Below are 17,013 nucleotides of genomic sequence, written 5' to 3' on the forward strand. Positions count from 1 at the left end.
GGTGCGCACCGGGAAGGTGTCACTCGAACGCGTCTACGCCATCACCAGCCTGACGGTTCACCAGGCGACAGCCGCTGACCTGACGGAACGCGTGCGCGGGCACTGGGCCATCGAGAATCGTAAGCACCATGTCAGGGATGTGACGTTCGGGGAGGATGCCTCGCGGGTGCGGACCGGCAGCGCACCGCGGGCGATGGCCTCCCTGCGGAACCTGGCCATCGGCGCACTCCGCCTGGCGGGGCGGGACAACATCGCCGAGGGCCTGCGCCATCACGGGCGGTACATTACCCGGCCGCTGGCGATCCTCGGACTCACGTGATCATTCCCAGCCGATCGCGAGAACGACGGAGCCCTGACGTGGGACTGTCCCCGCAGCTGACTACCGCGCTCGTCGCCATCGTCGCCCCGCTCCAGGTTCTTTGACCGGAGCGCGCCGTCACGAAGGCCCGCGGCCCCTACACGGCCGGGGCGATGTGGTGGCGCAGATTCATCGGCCGGTCTTTCAGCCTGGGCGGAATGTGACCCGAATTCTGCGGTCTGTTGGAAGTACGAGCACGCTGCCGTCGGTCACCGCCCAGTTCTGCGGGATGATGAACATCCGACTGTTGGCTTCCGCGAGAAGACGCAGACCGTCGTAGCGATATCGGAACTCCTGGTTCGGGGCGGCTGCGGGCAGGATTGTTTCGCGGACCTGCTGATGGTTGAAGTAGAGGCGTTCCGTGGTGTCGATCGTCACTGCGGGGCGCAGCCACAGGTGATCGGCGAGATATTCCGCGTCGTGGAAACCGTGGTTCTTCGCGTAAACGTGGGCCGCCCAGAATGAGGACAACGCGACCAAGGCCACGACGAGGGCCAACGCCAGCCGTTCGCGCGCGACCGGGTAGTCGGCGCCAACGAGCTTAAAGGACAGCACTCTGCCGTACATGAGCAGCACGAGGCCCCCACCGAGCAGCAGCGGTGTGTCCATAGCCCCAGCTCGCCACACCCGGAAGCCGCCCAGCATACCGAGCAGGAAGAGGATTAATCCGCAGGCTGAGAGTACATGCGGAAACAGTTGAACTCGGGATGGTAGCGGCGCGGTTCGGTTTCCTAGGGCACAGACGGCGTAGTACATCAGGACACCGGCCAATGCGACAGTGAGTGCGGTTCCGGCCGGCACATACAGGGCTCCAGCACTGCGCAGCGCATAGTCCTGGGTGGAGAAACCGAGTGTTGCAGCATCGACGCCGAAGTACCCATAGAGTGCGTCGGTGTAGGCGAAGCCGAAGTAGAGCAGCAGAGCCCCGATGAACGTGGTGGGGGCGGCGATAGTGGCGAGTGTGCTGACCCAATTGCCCCACGAAGATGTTTCCGCACCGGAGTTGTCGTCGGCCATGCCGTCCCCTTCCTCTGGGCAGGCTCAGCCGAGGTCGTCGGAGGCGTCAGAGTCAGGCTCGCCGGGGGTTGTTCCGTCACCTGTGGGTGTCGGCGTGTCCGTGTCCGTGTCCGTGTCCGTGTCCGTGTCCGGCGAGGCATCGGTGTCGGGTGTAGTTTCGTCCTCTCCTGTGATAAACGCCTCCATTTGGTCAACGGTCTCGTCCCTGACGCCGCCCTCATCGGTCAGGGTGACGCAGATTTGGCGCGGGCTCGACGTCACGTTCTCAGTCGAGAACTCGAACGACGCTTCAGCCTCCCCTTGGGGTGGCACAGTGACGGTCTGGCTCGGCGGCGTTGCGGGTCTGTCCTCACCAGAGGTGCAGTCGACGGCAGTGACTTTCCCCACATACTCCGTCGCCGACGGATTGAGCACCTCCTTGATGTAGAACGGCCACCCCCCACCAAAAGTGTCGGAGAGCCGGCCAGCGCGGCTAAAGCCCCCATCGTCCCTCTCTTCCTCCTCCTGCTGTTCGTCCCTCTTTTCCTGCTCCTGTTGTTCTTTCCTCTGCTCGTCGGACGTTGGGGTCGAGGTCCCGTCTGCGGATACTTCCTGCCCTGATGGCTGATCGTCCGTCGTGGAACAACCGGCGAGGGGGGCGACGATGGCACACAGCAGGGAAAGCGCGAGCAGTACTCTGCCCGGCTCACCACTGCGACGGTTCTTCGCGTCTCTCACTGAAACCTCCCGATCCGGCGGTCTCCTTCTCGCCAGCCTCTAAGGGAAAATATGCGGTGTCAATTTCGACTGAAACCGCTATTCGGGTTAGCTTTTATGACCATTGAGCTTCTTCGAGCTGGTCACCGATCAGGTGACGGCTGACGAAGCGCAACGAGCGAGGCCCTCGGGCTGTTGATCGAGATGTCTGACGTCTCAATCACGTTGCTCGGGGGCCTCGTTGGTCATCTATCCTGCCGCACTCGACCTGCCCCATGCCCTCCGCTCGGCAGTCAGCCCACCACCCTGCGCGTACCTCATGACCGTGGTGTACCGCGACGATCACGACCTGTCAGCACCCCACGACTTCACGCAGTACAAGTCAGTAGACGGTCAGGGCCGAAGGCGGCCACATGGCGATCGTCGTGTTGCGCAAGCTACGCAAGGAACTGTCGGAGGACTTCGGCCCGGGCGACCGCTGTCGTTCATCAAGGCGGTACACGCGGCACCAGGAACGGGTGAACTACCAGCCCCCGGGACCGGGCGCGATGGCTGCCTCCCAACATGAGGCCCTGGAAGTGCTCCGACTGTGCTGCCGCGCTCCGGTCGGCGTAGTCCTCCGGAGCGGTCAAAGGCCGATGCCGACAAGCGGGCTGTTCCTCACGCGGTCGACGTCGTCCATGTACCGGGCGAGAACGCGGGAGCCGTCGACCCATCCGCCCGCGCGGGCGATCTCCAGCGGGTCATGTCCGGCGGCGCGGGCGGCGGTGGCGAAGCCACGGCGCAGGGAGTGCCCGGACCCGTCGCCGGAAAGGCCGGCGACGACGGCCAGGCGCTCGATCACCTCGGCGGCGGCCTCCGCCGTCATCCGCCCGGCCGGGTCCCCGATGGTGCGGCCGCCCCGGGTCATCGGCGGGGCGATGCGGTCCCACCGGTCGACGCGGAGGAACAGCGGGCCTTCGGTGCGCCCGGCGGCAGCAAGGGCGGCGAGGTAGGCGCGCAGCGCCCGCACGGGGCAGGTGGCCGGGTCGGTGCCGTAGAGGATCGGGTTCGGGGTGTGCTTGCGGACCTTCTTCCGGTACAGCGTCACGTCGTGTCCGTGTTCCGCCTCGGTGACGGTGGCGACGTCCAGGGCGACCAGCTCGGAGACGCGGGCCGCCGTGGCGAAGCCGAGCAGAACCAGGGCGGCGTTCCGCTTCCTGGCGAGGGTGGAGCGGTCGACCCCGGCGAGCATGGCGCGGATCTGCAGCGGGAGAGCTGCGGTCGCCTGCCGTGCCTGTGCAGCCTCCGCCTTCTCCTGGGCAAGCCGGTCCTTGTAGGCGTTAAGGACGGCCCGGGCGCCGCGCATGTTCGGCTTCGGCCGTCCCTGCTCCTCGTGCCAGGAGGTCACGGCGGACATGGCTCGCTCGATGGTCGACGGTCCGGCGGGCCGGTTCATGCGGGGCCGGGGTGTGACGGTCAGGTGCCTGACCCACTCCGCCATCGTCTCGGCGGACGCGGGGACGGTTGTCCGGTCCTCCTGGGCGCACCAGGCGGTGAACGCGTCGCGGTCCGTGCCGTACGCGCGGCGGGTCGAGTCGGCGACGCTCGCCTCGATGGCGGCGACAGTCTCGGCGGAGAGGTGCCGGTCCCGGTCCGTGTGGACGAACAGCGAGGCGCCGGCCGTCTCGTCGTCCACCAGCTCGGCGTCGACGACGTCGGCGGCCGCCGTGATGACAGCCAACTGACGCGCCGTTCCACCCATGTGGTCCTCGCTCAGTTCTGGCTCTAGAGAAGGAACATTATCAAGAGTCAGACGCGGCAACGGTGGCCTCCGGTGTACGTCGATGTACGAGTTCGGCAACAGCCGCCGCGCGCCGCCGCCCCGTCGACAGCCGCCAGGAGCAGGAGCGGCCTCCGGTCGCGTACCTGATCGCGTCCACGCCGTGCGCGGAGGACTGCGACGGGTCGGCGCACCCGACAGCGCTGTGCCGAGGTGCGGGGCGACTCCCCGCGGCACAGAATGAATTGAGAGCGTCCCAGCAGCGACGGCCGGGCCTGCGGGCAGTAGTGGCTGGCCGGTCCACGCGTAGGGGCGTCGTCCTCCTGCAGACCGCAACGCGCGCGGCGCGTGCCCCGCCAAGTCCCGCCGCGCCACGCGCGTTCGAGTATGAGGAAGAGGGAGCAACCATGACCACCCCGAACACCTCGATCCTGTTCTACAGGTCCGACAACGGTCAAGCCGGCACGGGCACTCTCTCCGGCGGCCGCTGGCAGGCCAAGGCGATGCTGCGCCTCCCGACCGGATACACGCACGGCGCCGCGAGCCGCGACTCGCTGCTGCTCTACAACCAGGGCACCGGGGCCGGGGAGGTCGGCACCTTCACGGGCGGCACGTACACCCGCGTCAAGACCTACGGCTTCGCCCCGAACTGGACTTTCATCGAGGCGTCCGCCGACTCCGTGATCTTCTACAACACGACCGGCCGCGGAGTAACAGGAACCCTCATGAACGGCTCGTTTCAGCAGGTCCGCGTCTACGACGACTTCAGCTCGGGCTGGGGCACCATGGCCTCTTCCCACGACACGCTGGTCGCGGCGGCCCGGCACGGTTCTCACGAGTTCCCGTGGAGCAATGTGGCGTACGGCGCCCTCTCCGGCGGCGTCTACACGGACAAGGGCAGCATTCCGAGGGACGACTTCCTGGGGGAGTTGACCGCCACGAGCGACTCCGTGCTGTCGTGGGCCAGGGCGGGCAGCGAACTCGAGTTCCGGGTGTCAAAGGCCACCAACGGCACCGGCATCTCCTTCCAGAAGATCGGGACTTCCGGCATCTGGAACAAGGTGGGCCGGACCTCGGACAGCCTGTTCTTCTACAAGGACGACGGCACGGCCTGGACCTCGACGCTGGTGAACGGCAACTACACCAACGTCGGCCCGCTGTCCCAGGTCTCCTCGGGTTGGACCCTCATTGAGGGCGGTGTGTGAGTTCCCGGCATAGCGCAAGGCCCGCCGCGAGTACGCGAACCGGGCCCATGCCCCCTCGTCGAACCAGGGCCTGAGCATCACTCGTTGCTGCTTTGCCCCTGAGGGCAGAGCTGGGAGTCCGGGGCCGGCGTGTGCGGGGCCTGCCGTGCGGAGGAGACACCTCGGCCCCTGGACGACTGACCAGCCCGACCGGGGCTGTCCGGTACGTCATCGGCGGCCGCCCGCACCCAAAGGGCCCGAGGCGGGTTGCCTCGGGCCCTTTCTTGGGGTGCTGCATGCGGCGGGCCGCGGTGAGAGCACGTGCAGCTCACCGGGGTTTCCCGGGCGGAGTGGGCAACACCCGCAAGGACCCGGAGGCGTTCGCCAGTCCGATCCACGACGTGGAGACGAAGATCTTCGAAGCCCTGGCCGACGAGCCATGGGTCCATCCGGGCCATGGCAACGACATGACGCTCGGCGCCGAGCGCCCACACCTGCCGGAGTGGCGCGCGCGGGGCTGGTGAACTCCACGATGCCGTAAGGAAGTTGGTGAGTCGACCGACAGGGGGCGCGAGCACGCTCTCACGCGCCCCGTGTGAATCGAACGCACGCACCGATGCCACGCGCGCGCTCCCGGCGCACGCCGTGGCGTAGTCCACTGGAAGCAGGTCCGCACGGGATGACGGCTCCCGCGCGGATGGGCCGCCGGCCTCCAATCCCCGCCCTCGGCCGGCGGCCCCGCCCGAGCGTTCACAGGAATGCAACACACGTTCCCAGAATGCGGACAATGAGCCATGTGACCTCGACAAACAGGACGTGGCGCTGTCAATCTCACGCCATGCGTCCTGTCCTGCGAGCCCCGCGCTCCCCGCGCCGTGCCGCCTCCGCCGCCATAGCCGCCCTGCTCGCCGCCATGGCGGTGGGCTGCGCCCCGCAGCCGGAGGAGGGCACCTCCGGCTCGGCCTCCGCCTCGGCGTCCGGGGCGTCCTGCGCCAAGGGCGAGTTGAGCACGCAGACCTCCGGCAAGCTGACGATCGCCACCGACGAACCGGCGTACGAGCCCTGGTTCAGGGGCGACGACCCGAAGACCGGCGAGGGCTTCGAGTCGGCGGTCGCGTACGCCGTCGCGAAGGAGCTCGGCTACGCCGAGGCGGACGTCGTCTGGCAGAGCGTGCCCTTCAACAAGGCGTTCGCTCCGGGGGCGAAGACCTTCGACTTCGACATCAACCAGGTGTCGATCAGCGACGAGCGCAAGAAGGCCGTGGACTTCTCGTCGGGCTACTACGACGTGCGCCAGGCCGTCGTCGCGCTGAAGGGCTCCGCGGCCGCGAAGGCCACGAACATCGCCGACCTCCGGAAGCTCCACCTGGGCGCCCAGGTCGGCACCACCAGCCTGGACTACATCGACGACGTGGTGAAGCCGACCCAGGACGCCGCCGCGTACGCCAAGAACGACCAGGCCAAGTCCGCACTGAAGAACGGCCAGATCGACGCGATCGTGGTCGACCTGCCGACCGCGTTCTACATCACCTCGGCCGAGGTGACGGACGCGAAGATCGTCGGCCAGTTCGAGAACCAGGGCGGCACGCCCGAGCAGTTCGGGCTCGTCCTCGACAAGGGCAGCGCCCTCACGTCCTGCGTGACGACCGCTGTGGACGCCCTGCGCGAGGACGGCACGCTGGCGAAGATCGAGCAGGAGTGGCTCTCCGACGCCGTCGACGCCCCGGTCCTCAAGTGACGGTCGTGAAGCAGGAGCCAGGCCGGGGGGACGCGGCCGACGGCGACGGCATGCCCGGCGCGGACGACGGCTACGTCCCCTCGCGGCGGCGGCTCGACCGGGAGCACTACAAGCGCACCCGGGCCCGCCGCGCCACGGGCATCGCCGCCCTGTCGACCCTGGTCACGGGCGTCGTCCTCTATCTCGTCGTCGTCAACGCGCCGGGCTGGCCGCGCACCAAGGAGACGTTCTTCAGCGCGGAGTACGCGCGCGAGGCGCTCCCCAAGGTCCTCGAAGGACTGTGGCTCAACGTCCGGCTGCTGCTGATCTGCGGCGTCGCCGTGCTCGTCCTCGGCATGCTCATCGCCGTCGCGCGGACCCTTCGCGGCCCGGTGTTCTTCCCGCTGCGGGCGCTGGCCGCCGCCTACACCGACTTCTTCCGCGGGCTGCCGCTGATCATCAACCTGATGATCGTGGTGCTGGGCGTCCCCGCGCTCAGGCTCCAGGGCGTGAGCGTCGACCCGGTGCTCCTGGGCGGCACCGCGCTGACGCTCACGTACTCGGCGTACGTCGCCGAGGTGTTCCGCGCCGGCATCGAGTCCGTGCATCCCTCGCAGCGCGCGGCGGCCCGCTCGCTGGGCCTCACCAACCGGCAGGCGCTGCGGCACGTCGTGCTCCCCCAGGCGGTACGCCGCCAGGTGCCACCCCTCCTCAACGACCTCGTGTCGCTGCAGAAGGACACCGGCCTGGTCTCGATCGGCGGCGCCATCGACGCCGTACGCGCCGCGGACATCATCGTGGGCCGCAGCCTCAACTACACGCCGTACATCGTCGCCGGACTGGTCTTCGTCGCCCTGACGATTCCGATGACCCGCTTCACCGACTGGGTGACCGCCCGGATGGACCGGCAGCGGGCGCAGGGAGGTACGACATGAGCGAGACCCGAGAGGCCTCGGACGCCTCCGAGGGCTCCCCCGTGCTGCGGATGGAGTCCGTGCGCAAGACCTTCGGCGGCTCGGTCGTCCTGCGGGACGTCGACCTGGCGGTCGCCCCGCACACCGTGACCGCCCTGATCGGCGCCTCCGGGTCCGGCAAGTCGACGCTGCTGCGCTGCGCCAACCTCCTGGAGGACATCGACGACGGGGCGATCTGGCTGGACGGCGAGGAGATCACCGACCCGCGCGCCGACCAGGACGCGGTACGCCGCCGCATCGGCGTGGTCTTCCAGTCGTACAACCTGTTCCCGCACATGACGGTGCTGGACAACATCACCCTCGCCCCGCGCCGGGTGCACGGCGTGGGCCGTGCGGAGGCCGAGGAACGGGCCCATGAACTCCTGGACCGCCTCGGGCTGAACGGGAAGGCGGGCGCGTACCCCGACCGGCTCAGCGGCGGTCAGCAGCAGCGCGTGGCGATCGTGCGCGCCCTGGCCGTACGCCCCCGGCTGCTGCTGCTCGACGAGATCACCGCGGCCCTCGACCCGGAGCTGGTGGGCGAGGTCCTGAACGTCGTCCGTGACCTGAAGGACGACGGCATGACCATGGTGCTGGCCACGCACGAGATGGGCTTCGCCCGCGACGTCGCCGACCAGGTGTGTTTTCTGGACGGAGGTGTGGTGCTGGAACACGGCACCGCGGAGCAGGTCTTCGGCGACCCGCGGCAGGAACGCACGCGGCAGTTCCTGCGACGGATCGTGGAAGCGGGCCGTCTGTAAGGGGCGTTCGCCCGGGGATCGGGCATGACCGCCTCGTTCGCCCGGGGACCAGGCATGACCGCCTCGTTCGCCGGGAGACCGGGCCGCCCGCCTCCGCACCCCGCCGACGGCGCCCTACGCCTCGGCCTTTCCCGCCCCCACCAGCGCGGCCACCCGCTCCACGCCGAACACATAACCCTGCACCCCGCAGCCGGCGATGACCCCGTCGGCGCGCAGGGAGACGTACGAGTGGTGCCGGAACGTCTCCCGCTTGTGGATGTTGGAGATGTGGACCTCCAGCACGGGCAGCCCGTCACAGGTGTTGAGCGCGTCGAGGATCGCCACGGAGGTGTGCGAGTAGGCGCCCGGGTTGATGACGATGCCGCTGTGGTCGAGCCGTGCCTCATGGATCCAGTCGACGAGTTCGCCCTCGTGGTTGGACTGCCGGAAGTCCACCGTGCCCCCGTGCGCGGCCGCCGCCTTGGCGCACATCGCCTCGACGTCGGCGAGCGTGTCGGAGCCGTAGATCTCGGGCTGACGCTGCCCCAGGAGGTTCAGGTTGGGGCCGTTGAGAATCATGATCGGGGCGTTGGCCAGGCTGCGGGGCACGGTTCCTCCGGTCCGTTCGGGTGGGCGACCCGACGGGCCGCCGCTCAACCCCGGTTTATCACGGTGAAACGATGAGGCAGGAGTCCGTACCCTCCCCGCATGACCACGCCCTCGTACCCTCCCAAGCCCTCCTTCGGCGACCGCGTCGCCGTCCTCTCTCCCGGCGCCGGCCTGCCCGAGCTCTTCCCACGGCCCTACGAACTGGGCCTGCAGCGGTTACGTGAGGAGTACGGTCTCGAACCGGTCGAGTACCCGACGACCCGGAAGATGGGCACGACACCGCAGGAGCGGGCCGACGACATCCACGCGGCCTTCGCCGACCCAGGCATCAAGGCGGTCTTCACGTCGATCGGCGGCGACGACCAGATCACCGTGCTGCCGTTCCTCGACCGTGAGTTGCTGCGGGCGAACCCCAAGCCGTTCTTCGGCATGAGCGACAACTCCAACCTGTTGGCGTTCCTGTACAACACAGGAATCGTCGGCTACCACGGCGGGACCGTGATGACCTCGCTGGGCAGGTCCGGCGCCATGGACCCGCTGACCGCGGACTCCCTGCGCGCCGCCTTGTTCACCTCGGGACCGTACGAACTGCGGCCCGCCGAGCGCTTCAACGACGTCGATCGCGACTGGGCCGACCCGGCGGCCTTCGACGCGGAGCCGGAGACCGTGCCCGGCGCCGGATGGACCTGGGTGAACCCCGACCGCGTGGTGGAGGGCCGGAGTTGGGGCGGCTGCCTGGAGGTCCTCGGCTGGCTGCTGATGGCCGACCGCGAGGTGCCGCGCGACCCGTCCGTCCTCGACGGCGGCGTGCTCGTCCTGGAGACCTCGGAGGAACTGCCCAGCGGAGAGGAGGTCTTCCGCACCCTGCGAAACATGGGCGAACGCGGCCTGCTCCAGCGCTTCCCAGCACTCCTGATGGGCCGTCCCAAGGCCTGGTCCTTCGAACGGCCCAACACCCCTGAGCAGGCGGCCCGTTACGCGGCCGGACAGCGGGAGGCCGTTCTGCGCGCCATGCGGACGTACGCCCCCGACACCACGATCGTCTTCGACGTGGATCTCGGACACACCGATCCCCAGCTCGTCATCCCTTACGGGGGCGTGATCCTCATCGACGGACCCGCCCGGCGCATCTCGGTGACCTACTGAGACCCGTTGACGCCTCCTGAGCCTCATTGACCTGGAACGGGCCTTCGCACGCCCCCCGTAACCACCTGTCACCGTGGGTAGTTGAAGCGGCATGCAAGCTGCACACACCGTGAAGCCGCCTTCCATGCTGCGACTCGCGTCCGCCTCGCTCGCCGGGACGGCCATCGAGTTCTACGACTTCTTCGTCTACGGGACGGCGGCGGCTCTCGTCCTGGGGCCGCTGTTCTTCCCTACGTTCTCGCCCCTGGCCGGGACCCTCGCGGCCTTCGCGACCTTCGGGGTCGGGTTCGTGGCGCGGCCGCTCGGCTCGGTGCTGTTCGGGCACATCGGGGACCGGCACGGACGGCGGCCGGTCCTCGTCGCCTCGCTGCTGCTGACCGGAGGCGCGACGGTGGCCGTCGGCTGCGTCCCCACGTTCGACTCGATCGGTGCGGCCGCCCCTTTCCTCCTCCTGGTGCTGCGCTTCCTGCAGGGGCTCGGGCTCGGCGGGGAATGGGGCGGCGCGGTGCTGCTGACGGCGGAGCACGCACCGGCCGATCGGCGCGGGTTGTGGTCGAGCTTCCCCCAGGTCGGGCCCGCGGTCGGGTTCCTGCTGGCCAACGGGGTGATGCTGGCGCTGTCGGCGAGCCTGACGGAGTCCCAGTTCGCCGCCTGGGGGTGGCGGGTGCCGTTCTGGGCGGCGGGCGTACTGGCCGTCGCAGGGCTGTGGCTGCGGTCGTCGCTCACGGAGAGCCCGCAGTTCCTGCAGATCGACGAGCCCGCGCGCGTGCCGTTCGCCGAGGTGGTGCGCGGCCACTGGCGGCTCGTCCTGCTGACGGCGGGGGCGCTCGCGATCGGGTACGCGGTGTTCTACTCGGTGACGACCTGGTCCCTCGCGTACGGAACCGACCGGCTCGGAGTCAGCCGTACGGTCATGCTGACCTGCATCATGGGCGCCGTGGTGGTGAAGGGCGCTCTGACACCGGTGGCGGCGGTGCTCGGCGACCGGTACGGGCGGCGCCCGATGTGCCTGATCGGTTGTTCCGTCACCGTGTTGTGGATGTTCCCGATGGTCGCCCTGCTGGCGACCGGTGAACCCCTGCTGATCTTCTTCGGCTTCCTCGTGGCGATGCTCGCGTTCGTCACGATGTTCGCCGTCATCGCCGCGTACCTGCCGGAGTTGTACGAGCCGCGGGTGCGCTGCACCGGCGCCGCTGTCGGCTACAACCTCGGCGGGGTGGTGGGCGGCGCCCTGACTCCGATCGTGGCCACCGCCGTGGCCCAGGGCGGACGGGTGCCCTGGGGCGTGGGCGCGTATCTGACCGGGATCGCCCTGCTGAGCCTGGGCTGCTTCGCGCTGCTGCCGGAGACCCGGCCGGTGCCCCTGGCGACGGCGGAGGCGGAGGCCGCTGCGGGGTGAACACCCGTGCCACGTACGCGCCGACACCGGCGGCACGCATGCACCGACACCGCCGCTACGGGTTCACCGCCAGCTCCAGATACGCCGCGAACAGCACCAGATGGACCCCGCCCTGCAGTGGTGTCGCGCGTCCCGGGACCACGGTCAGCGAGGCCACCACGACGGTCAGGGCGAGCAGCACCATGTGAGTGGCACCGAGGCCGAGGACGAGTGGTCCGGAGAGCCAGACGGAGGCCAGGGCGACGGCCGGGATGGTGAGGCCGATGCTGGCCATGGCGGAGCCGAGGGCGAGGTTGAGGCTGGTCTGGACCCGGTCGCGGCGGGCGGCGCGCAGAGCGGCGATCGTCTCGGGCAGCAGCACGAGCAGGGCGATGATCACACCGACGACGGCGTGCGGCAGTCCCGCAGCGTCGACACCGGACTCGATGGTCGGTGAGACACCCTTGGCGAGGCCGACCACGCCGACGAGCGCCAGGCCGAGCATTCCGAGGCTCGTCCGGGCGGTGCGGGCCGACGGAGCCTCGGCGTGGTCGTCCTCGGTGATCACCTCGCCCAGCCGGGTGATGGGCAGGAAGTAGTCCCTGTGGCGCACGGTCTGCGTCGCCACGAACAGGCCGTACAGAGCCAGTGAGGACAGTGCGGCGAAGGTGAGTTGTGCCGTGGAGAACTCCGGGCCCGGCTTGCTGGTGGTGAAGGTGGGAAGCACCAGGCTGAGCGTGGCCAGCGTCGCGACCGTGGCGAGGGCGGCGCCGGTGCCCTCGGGGTTGAACACCGCGATTCCGTGGCGCAGTGAGCCGACGAGCAGACAGATGCCGAGGATGCCGTTGCAGGTGATCATCACGGCGGCGAAGACGGTGTCGCGGGCGAGCGTCGCGCTCTTGTCGCCGCCGTCGAGCATCAGGGTGACGATCAGGGCGACCTCGATGATCGTGACGGCGACGGCGAGGACGAGGGAGCCGAACGGTTCACCGACCCGGTGCGCCACGACCTCGGCGTGGTGGACGGCGGCCAGTACGGCTCCCGCGAGCACCAGCGTCACCAGGGCGACGGCCGCTGCGGGCAGATCACGTCCCCAGGTGAGAGCGAGCAGGACGACCGCGGCCACCGGGACGACATCGGTCCATCGTGTCGTGAGCGACCGGAGCCGAGCGAGCATGCGGTGATCCTTTCAGACGTGAAAGGGCCCCGCACTCGGTGGACGCCGTGGATCTGCGTCTGCCTCGTGCGGGGCCCCATCAGTGATTGCTGTGCGCTGTCGGCCTCCGTCAGGCCTCGACGCTGTCCTTCTCGGTGCCGTCGGCCTTCTCCTGCACTGCCTCGGCATCTGCGTGCGCCGCCTCGGCATCTGCCTGCGCCTGCTTCTTGGAAGCGATGAGGCTGGTGATCGTGGTGACGATCAGGACCGCGCAGATCACGCCGAGCGAGACCGGGATGGAGATCTCCGGTACGTGGACGCCGGACTCGTGCAGGGCGTGCAGCACCAGCTTCACGCCGATGAAGCCGAGGATGACCGACAGACCGTACGACAGGTGGACCAGCTTCCTCAGCAGGCCGCCGATCAGGAAGTACAGCTGTCGCAGACCCATGAGCGCGAACGCGTTGGCCGTGAACACGATGTACGGGTCCTGGGTCAGGCCGAAGATCGCCGGGATCGAGTCCAGCGCGAAGAGGACGTCCGTGGTGCCGATGGCGAGCATCACGACCAGCATCGGCGTCATGACGCGCTTGCCGTTCTCCTCGATCCACAGCTTGGTGCCGTGGTATCGGTCGGCGACACCGAAGCGCTTCTCCACTGCCTTGAGGAGCTTGTTCTCCTCGTACTCCTCCTCCGCCTCATCGGCCCTGGCCTCCTGGATCAGCTTCCAGGCGGTGTAGATCAGGAACGCGCCGAAGATGTAGAAGACCCAGGCGAAGCTGGCGAGGATCGCCGCGCCCGCGGCGATGAATATCGCGCGGAGCACCAGGGCTATCAGCACACCGACCAGCAGCACCCGCTGCTGGTACTGCGAGGGCACCGAGAACTTCGCCATGATCAGGACGAAGACGAAGAGGTTGTCGACGCTCAGGGACTTCTCGGTGATGAAGCCCGCGAAGAACTCTCCGGCCGGCTGGCCGCCGCCGAAGACGAGCAGCCCGAGTCCGAAGAGGGCGGCCAGGGCGATCCAGACGACCGTCCAGATTCCGGCTTCCTTGATGGACACGTCATGTGGCTTGCGGCCGATGAAGAAGTCGACCGCGATGAGGGCGGCAAGGCCCACAACTGTCAAGACCCATAGGGTCGTGGAAACATCCACTGCGCCTCCGGCAGTACGTAACGGCAAATAGCAGCGTCGTCGCTACCGGAGGTCTCTTCCACCCGGTCCTCCAAGGCGTTCCACAACGCCTGGTGCCGCCGGGCCGACGCCCCGGGATCAGGATTGATCCGTATTGACGGGTACGCCGCAGCAAGTAGGGAGTACTCCCCTCCGCACCAAAAGAGTACCCAATCACCAAGAGTAGGTAAAGGGCTAGGCAAAGAAAGGATCAAAACGGCAGGTCAAGCGGCTTTACGAGGGCTTGGTACGGGATGGTCCTCACCGGTTCCAGGAGCGGCGGGCGTCCGCGACGCGGGCGAGCACGTCATGCATGACCCGGCTGCCGGGCGGGATGCTCGACGGCTCGTACGTCCACGCGTGCCCGACCCAGGGGTCGGCGAGGTGGTCGTCGGGGGTGGGCGTCAGTCGCATCAGCGAACGCCACAGCGGGTCGAGCAACGGCCCGTAGGCGGCGGCTTCCTGCCGGTCGGCGACCATCATCAGGTGGACGCCGACCGCCGGGCCCTCGTCCGCGAGATAGCGGAGCTGGGTGACGGCGCGATCGTCGAAGCCGTGCGGGAAGTCATTGACGATCAGCAGCTGCTCGGCCGGGTCGAACCCCGGGGGCAGCGCGTCGGCCGCACCGCCGCGCACCGCCATCTGCACGAGGTCGACGCGCTGGGTGAGCCGCCCGAGGATGTCGGAGACGCCTGCGGCTCCGGCGGCGGGCGGTCCGGCGAGCACACCGGCCCCCACCAGGGGCGCCAGCGCCGACGAGCCCGCCCCGGCCGCGTCGACGACGTGCACGGTGAACTCGCCCGGCGGGTAGACCGCGAGCAGACGCGCGGCGAGCGCCACTGCCGTGTCCAGCGCACGGCGGCGCAGCTCGTCGGAGTCGGCGAGCGAGTCGCGGGAGCCGGAGCGGCCGCTGTCGATCCACAGCCCGCGCTCCAGCGGCAGCCGGACCAGCATCGGGATGCTCACGTCCTCGCTCTCCGGCAGATGGAGGTCGCCCAGGCGCAGGGCCATCGGGATCTCCATCGGCACCCGGTAGCCGTGCCAGACCGGGTTGTCCCAGCTCGCGAAGGCCGGGGGCAGCGCGGGCTCGACGACATCGGCCTCGGCCCTGAGCTGTGCGAGGTCGCGGTCGAGGGCGACCCTGGCCTGGTCCACGAGCTGGGCGTGCTTGGCTCGGGCGGCCTCGCGCGCGGCGTCGCCCTGACCGCTGATGCGGCTGCGCGGGTCGGACAGGACCTTGTCCAGCTCCTGTTCCATGCGCGACTCGGCGAAGTCGACGGCGCTGCGGTAGGCGGCGGTGGTGCGGGCGAGGTCCTCGAACATGCCCCACACCTGGTTGTAGAGCCGCTCCTCCATGGACCAGCCCGTCGCGTCGCCGGCGACCGGCCGCGCGGGCTGACCCGGCTGGGCCGGTGGCGCGGTCGGCGGGGGCGGTGGTGGCGCGGTGGTCTGACGGCCGGGGTGGCTGTAGTTGACGGGGCCGCCGGCGGTGGACGCGGCGGGCTGGGTGCCGGCGGCCGGATCGGCCGGGGCAGGGCCACCGTGTTGCGCCGAGGCGTGGTCGGGCAGGGTGGCGTCGCGAGGGGAGCCGTAGGGAGGTGTGGTGCCGTACGGGGAGGCGGGTTGGTGTCCCTGTTGCGGCGAGGTGTTCCCGGGCAGGCCCTGGGGTGTCGTGCCGCCGTGGGTCTGGTCGGGGCCCTGCGCCGGGGCGGCCGTCTGGCGGCGGCGGTCCGCGTCCGGGAGGCGGGGCGGGGGCGCGGCCACCGACCGGGCGAGGCCATGGGCCACGGCCTCGTGGATACTGCCGGCGAGCTGGTGCGCCTGGGGCAGGCCCTGGTCGGTGAGCAGCTCGGCGAGGCCGCCCGCGTACCCCTGGCCGACCGCGCGGACCTTCCAGGCGCCCTGCCTGCGGTACAGCTCGAGGGCGATGACGGCCGACTCCGCCTCGAGGTCGGTGATGGTGTAGCTGGCGACCTCGGAGCCGTCGAGGCCGGTGACCGCGACGAAGGGGGCGGCGACGGCGCCGAACCGCGCCGGGCCGCCGCTGCCCGACGGCAGGGCGAGCAGCACGGTCACCCGGTGCACGGACGGCGTCAGGGCGTCGAGGTCCACGGCGAGACGGTGGTCGGCCGCCGCCTGTTGGGGAACCTCGACGCCCGGCAGGGTGGGCGCACCCGGGTGGGCGACCCACTCCACGCCGAGCACGTGGCCGTGCTCGTCGCCGAGGGTCGCCCCGGCCACGATCGGCGTGCCGGCCGAGACGCGGATCTCCAGTCGGACCTCGGGCAGCGGATGGTTCTGCCCCCGGACCAGCTCGGCCGTCATCGACTTCGTCCCCCTGTGTCGCTTGCTGCGTGCTGCGTCGTGCTTGCCTACAGGACCGGCAGGATCGCCGGCATCAGGTCCTGGAAGGTGCGCCCGTTGGCGGGCGTACCGATGGCGGTCATCTGCCAGCCCGTGCCCGCGCGGTGGACCTTGGCCATGATCTGGGCCGTGTACTGGCCGCCGCCCGCGAGGGTGTAACGCGCGAGCTCTTCTCCGTTGGTCTCGTCGACCAGACGGCAGAACGCGTTCTGCACTTCCTGGAAGGTCTGGCCCGTGAAGGAGTTCACGGTAAAGACGATCTGGTCGATGTGGACCGGGATCCGGGCCAGGTCGACGAGGATCGCCTCGTCGTCGCCACCCTGGCCCACGCCGCCGACCAGGTTGTCGCCGGTGTGGCGGACCGAGCCGTCGTCGCTCACCAGGTGACGGAAGAAGACGACGTCGACCGGCTGCTTGTCCGCGAACAGCACGGCGGAGGCGTCGAGGTCGATCTCACGGGTGCGGGATCCGAACAGGCCGCGCCTGGGGGCAGCCTGCCAGCCGAGACCCATGCGTACCGCGGTCAGGCTGCCTCCGTCGTTCTTCTGCAGACTGATGGCCTGACCCTTGGTCATGTTGACGGTCACGCGCTGATTCCCCTCTCGAACTGACCCCTGTTTCCGTGGAATCCACGGATGTGCAGCACCTTACGCAGCAGCACTGACATTGCCGCAGCCTGTGTCGCACTTTGTGTCGGTCTTGCAACACAGCGCGCCCACGCGAAGGGCTCCCCTCTCCCCCGGCGCCCGCCGTGCC

At 69.4% G+C, this 17,013-nt stretch carries 15 protein-coding genes and 1 pseudogene; 8 read left to right on the forward strand and 8 right to left on the reverse strand.

Going from position 1 to position 17,013, the window contains the following annotated elements; genetic code table 11:
• Nucleotide 1: 1 nt before the first annotated feature.
• Nucleotides 2-319, forward strand: a complete 318-nt coding sequence (locus tag OG858_RS11275; RefSeq protein WP_328544945.1) for a hypothetical protein — start codon at nucleotides 2-4, stop codon at nucleotides 317-319.
• Nucleotides 320-502: 183 nt separating this feature from the next.
• Here OG858_RS11275 and OG858_RS11280 read toward each other — a convergent pair whose 3' ends face one another.
• From OG858_RS11280 to OG858_RS11290, 3 genes are all read right to left on the reverse strand, one after another.
• Nucleotides 503-1,375, reverse strand: coding sequence for a hypothetical protein (locus OG858_RS11280; RefSeq protein ID WP_319261070.1), 873 nt, complete (start codon nucleotides 1,373-1,375; stop codon nucleotides 503-505).
• 24 nt (nucleotides 1,376-1,399) lie between these two features.
• Nucleotides 1,400-2,092 (reverse strand): hypothetical protein, encoded by a 693-nt coding sequence (locus OG858_RS11285; RefSeq protein WP_328544944.1) that lies wholly within the window; start codon nucleotides 2,090-2,092, stop codon nucleotides 1,400-1,402.
• 607 nt (nucleotides 2,093-2,699) lie between these two features.
• A complete protein-coding gene (locus OG858_RS11290; RefSeq protein WP_328544943.1) occupies nucleotides 2,700-3,815 on the reverse strand; it encodes a tyrosine-type recombinase/integrase in 1,116 nt (371 codons plus the stop codon).
• A 425-nt stretch (nucleotides 3,816-4,240) separates the two neighbouring features.
• Here OG858_RS11290 and OG858_RS11295 point away from each other — a divergent pair, with 425 nt between their 5' ends.
• The 5 genes and pseudogenes from OG858_RS11295 to OG858_RS11315 all read left to right on the forward strand — a co-directional run bounded on the left by OG858_RS11295 (nucleotide 4,241) and on the right by OG858_RS11315 (nucleotide 8,448).
• A complete protein-coding gene (locus OG858_RS11295) occupies nucleotides 4,241-5,038 on the forward strand; it encodes a hypothetical protein (protein WP_319317471.1) in 798 nt (265 codons plus the stop codon).
• 317 nt (nucleotides 5,039-5,355) lie between these two features.
• Nucleotides 5,356-5,541 (forward strand): annotated as a pseudogene (locus tag OG858_RS11300) (MBL fold metallo-hydrolase); the annotation flags it as partial.
• Nucleotides 5,542-5,855: 314 nt separating this feature from the next.
• A complete protein-coding gene (locus OG858_RS11305; RefSeq protein WP_319261058.1) occupies nucleotides 5,856-6,755 on the forward strand; it encodes an ABC transporter substrate-binding protein in 900 nt (299 codons plus the stop codon).
• A complete protein-coding gene (locus tag OG858_RS11310) occupies nucleotides 6,752-7,669 on the forward strand; it encodes an amino acid ABC transporter permease (protein WP_086746216.1) in 918 nt (305 codons plus the stop codon). The genes OG858_RS11305 and OG858_RS11310 overlap by 4 nt, the downstream gene beginning before the upstream one ends.
• On the forward strand, nucleotides 7,666-8,448 hold the full coding sequence (locus tag OG858_RS11315) for an amino acid ABC transporter ATP-binding protein (protein WP_179200741.1): 783 nt from the start codon (nucleotides 7,666-7,668) through the stop codon (nucleotides 8,446-8,448). The genes OG858_RS11310 and OG858_RS11315 overlap by 4 nt, the downstream gene beginning before the upstream one ends.
• Before the next feature lie 114 nt (nucleotides 8,449-8,562).
• On the opposite strand, the gene aroQ is transcribed toward OG858_RS11315, so the two are convergent.
• Entirely contained in the window at nucleotides 8,563-9,036 is a 474-nt protein-coding gene (gene aroQ / locus OG858_RS11320; protein WP_086746215.1) for a type II 3-dehydroquinate dehydratase, read from the reverse strand.
• A 99-nt stretch (nucleotides 9,037-9,135) separates the two neighbouring features.
• Here aroQ and OG858_RS11325 point away from each other — a divergent pair, with 99 nt between their 5' ends.
• Both OG858_RS11325 and OG858_RS11330 read left to right on the forward strand, forming a co-directional pair.
• Nucleotides 9,136-10,182: a S66 family peptidase gene (locus OG858_RS11325; protein ID WP_086746214.1), complete on the forward strand. Its 1,047-nt coding sequence runs from the start codon at nucleotides 9,136-9,138 to the stop codon at nucleotides 10,180-10,182.
• Between the two features lie 124 nt (nucleotides 10,183-10,306).
• Nucleotides 10,307-11,581, forward strand: a complete 1,275-nt coding sequence (locus OG858_RS11330; protein ID WP_328544942.1) for an MFS transporter — start codon at nucleotides 10,307-10,309, stop codon at nucleotides 11,579-11,581.
• A 55-nt stretch (nucleotides 11,582-11,636) separates the two neighbouring features.
• On the opposite strand, the gene OG858_RS11335 is transcribed toward OG858_RS11330, so the two are convergent.
• The 4 genes from OG858_RS11335 to OG858_RS11350 form a co-directional block, all read right to left on the reverse strand.
• Nucleotides 11,637-12,737 carry a calcium:proton antiporter gene (locus OG858_RS11335; protein ID WP_086748728.1) on the reverse strand — a complete coding sequence of 367 codons (1,101 nt, stop codon included), beginning with the start codon at nucleotides 12,735-12,737 and terminating at the stop codon, nucleotides 11,637-11,639.
• Between the two features lie 109 nt (nucleotides 12,738-12,846).
• Complete coding sequence (locus OG858_RS11340) at nucleotides 12,847-13,875, reverse strand: TerC/Alx family metal homeostasis membrane protein (RefSeq protein ID WP_086748729.1); 1,029 nt, start codon at nucleotides 13,873-13,875, stop codon at nucleotides 12,847-12,849.
• Between the two features lie 279 nt (nucleotides 13,876-14,154).
• The gene (locus tag OG858_RS11345) at nucleotides 14,155-16,218 is read right to left on the reverse strand and encodes a TerD family protein (protein ID WP_328544941.1); all 2,064 of its coding nucleotides are present in this window, start codon (nucleotides 16,216-16,218) and stop codon (nucleotides 14,155-14,157) included.
• Nucleotides 16,219-16,265: 47 nt separating this feature from the next.
• Nucleotides 16,266-16,844 carry a TerD family protein gene (locus OG858_RS11350; RefSeq protein WP_086748731.1) on the reverse strand — a complete coding sequence of 193 codons (579 nt, stop codon included), beginning with the start codon at nucleotides 16,842-16,844 and terminating at the stop codon, nucleotides 16,266-16,268.
• Nucleotides 16,845-17,013: the final 169 nt, after the last annotated feature.

The organism is Streptomyces europaeiscabiei (genome assembly GCF_036346855.1).
Taxonomy (GTDB): Bacteria; Actinomycetota; Actinomycetes; order Streptomycetales; family Streptomycetaceae; genus Streptomyces; species Streptomyces europaeiscabiei.

Coding starts and splice junctions, on each gene's coding strand:
- OG858_RS11335 (WP_086748728.1), bottom strand. CDS start 12,737: ATGCTCGCTCGGCTCCGGTCGCTCACGACACGATGGACCGATGTCGTC.
- OG858_RS11345 (WP_328544941.1), bottom strand. CDS start 16,218: ATGACGGCCGAGCTGGTCCGGGGGCAGAACCATCCGCTGCCCGAGGTC.
- OG858_RS11295 (WP_319317471.1), top strand. CDS start 4,241: ATGACCACCCCGAACACCTCGATCCTGTTCTACAGGTCCGACAACGGT.
- OG858_RS11280 (WP_319261070.1), bottom strand. CDS start 1,375: ATGGCCGACGACAACTCCGGTGCGGAAACATCTTCGTGGGGCAATTGG.
- OG858_RS11325 (WP_086746214.1), top strand. CDS start 9,136: ATGACCACGCCCTCGTACCCTCCCAAGCCCTCCTTCGGCGACCGCGTC.
- OG858_RS11305 (WP_319261058.1), top strand. CDS start 5,856: ATGCGTCCTGTCCTGCGAGCCCCGCGCTCCCCGCGCCGTGCCGCCTCC.
- OG858_RS11330 (WP_328544942.1), top strand. CDS start 10,307: ATGCTGCGACTCGCGTCCGCCTCGCTCGCCGGGACGGCCATCGAGTTC.
- OG858_RS11290 (WP_328544943.1), bottom strand. CDS start 3,815: ATGGGTGGAACGGCGCGTCAGTTGGCTGTCATCACGGCGGCCGCCGAC.
- OG858_RS11315 (WP_179200741.1), top strand. CDS start 7,666: ATGAGCGAGACCCGAGAGGCCTCGGACGCCTCCGAGGGCTCCCCCGTG.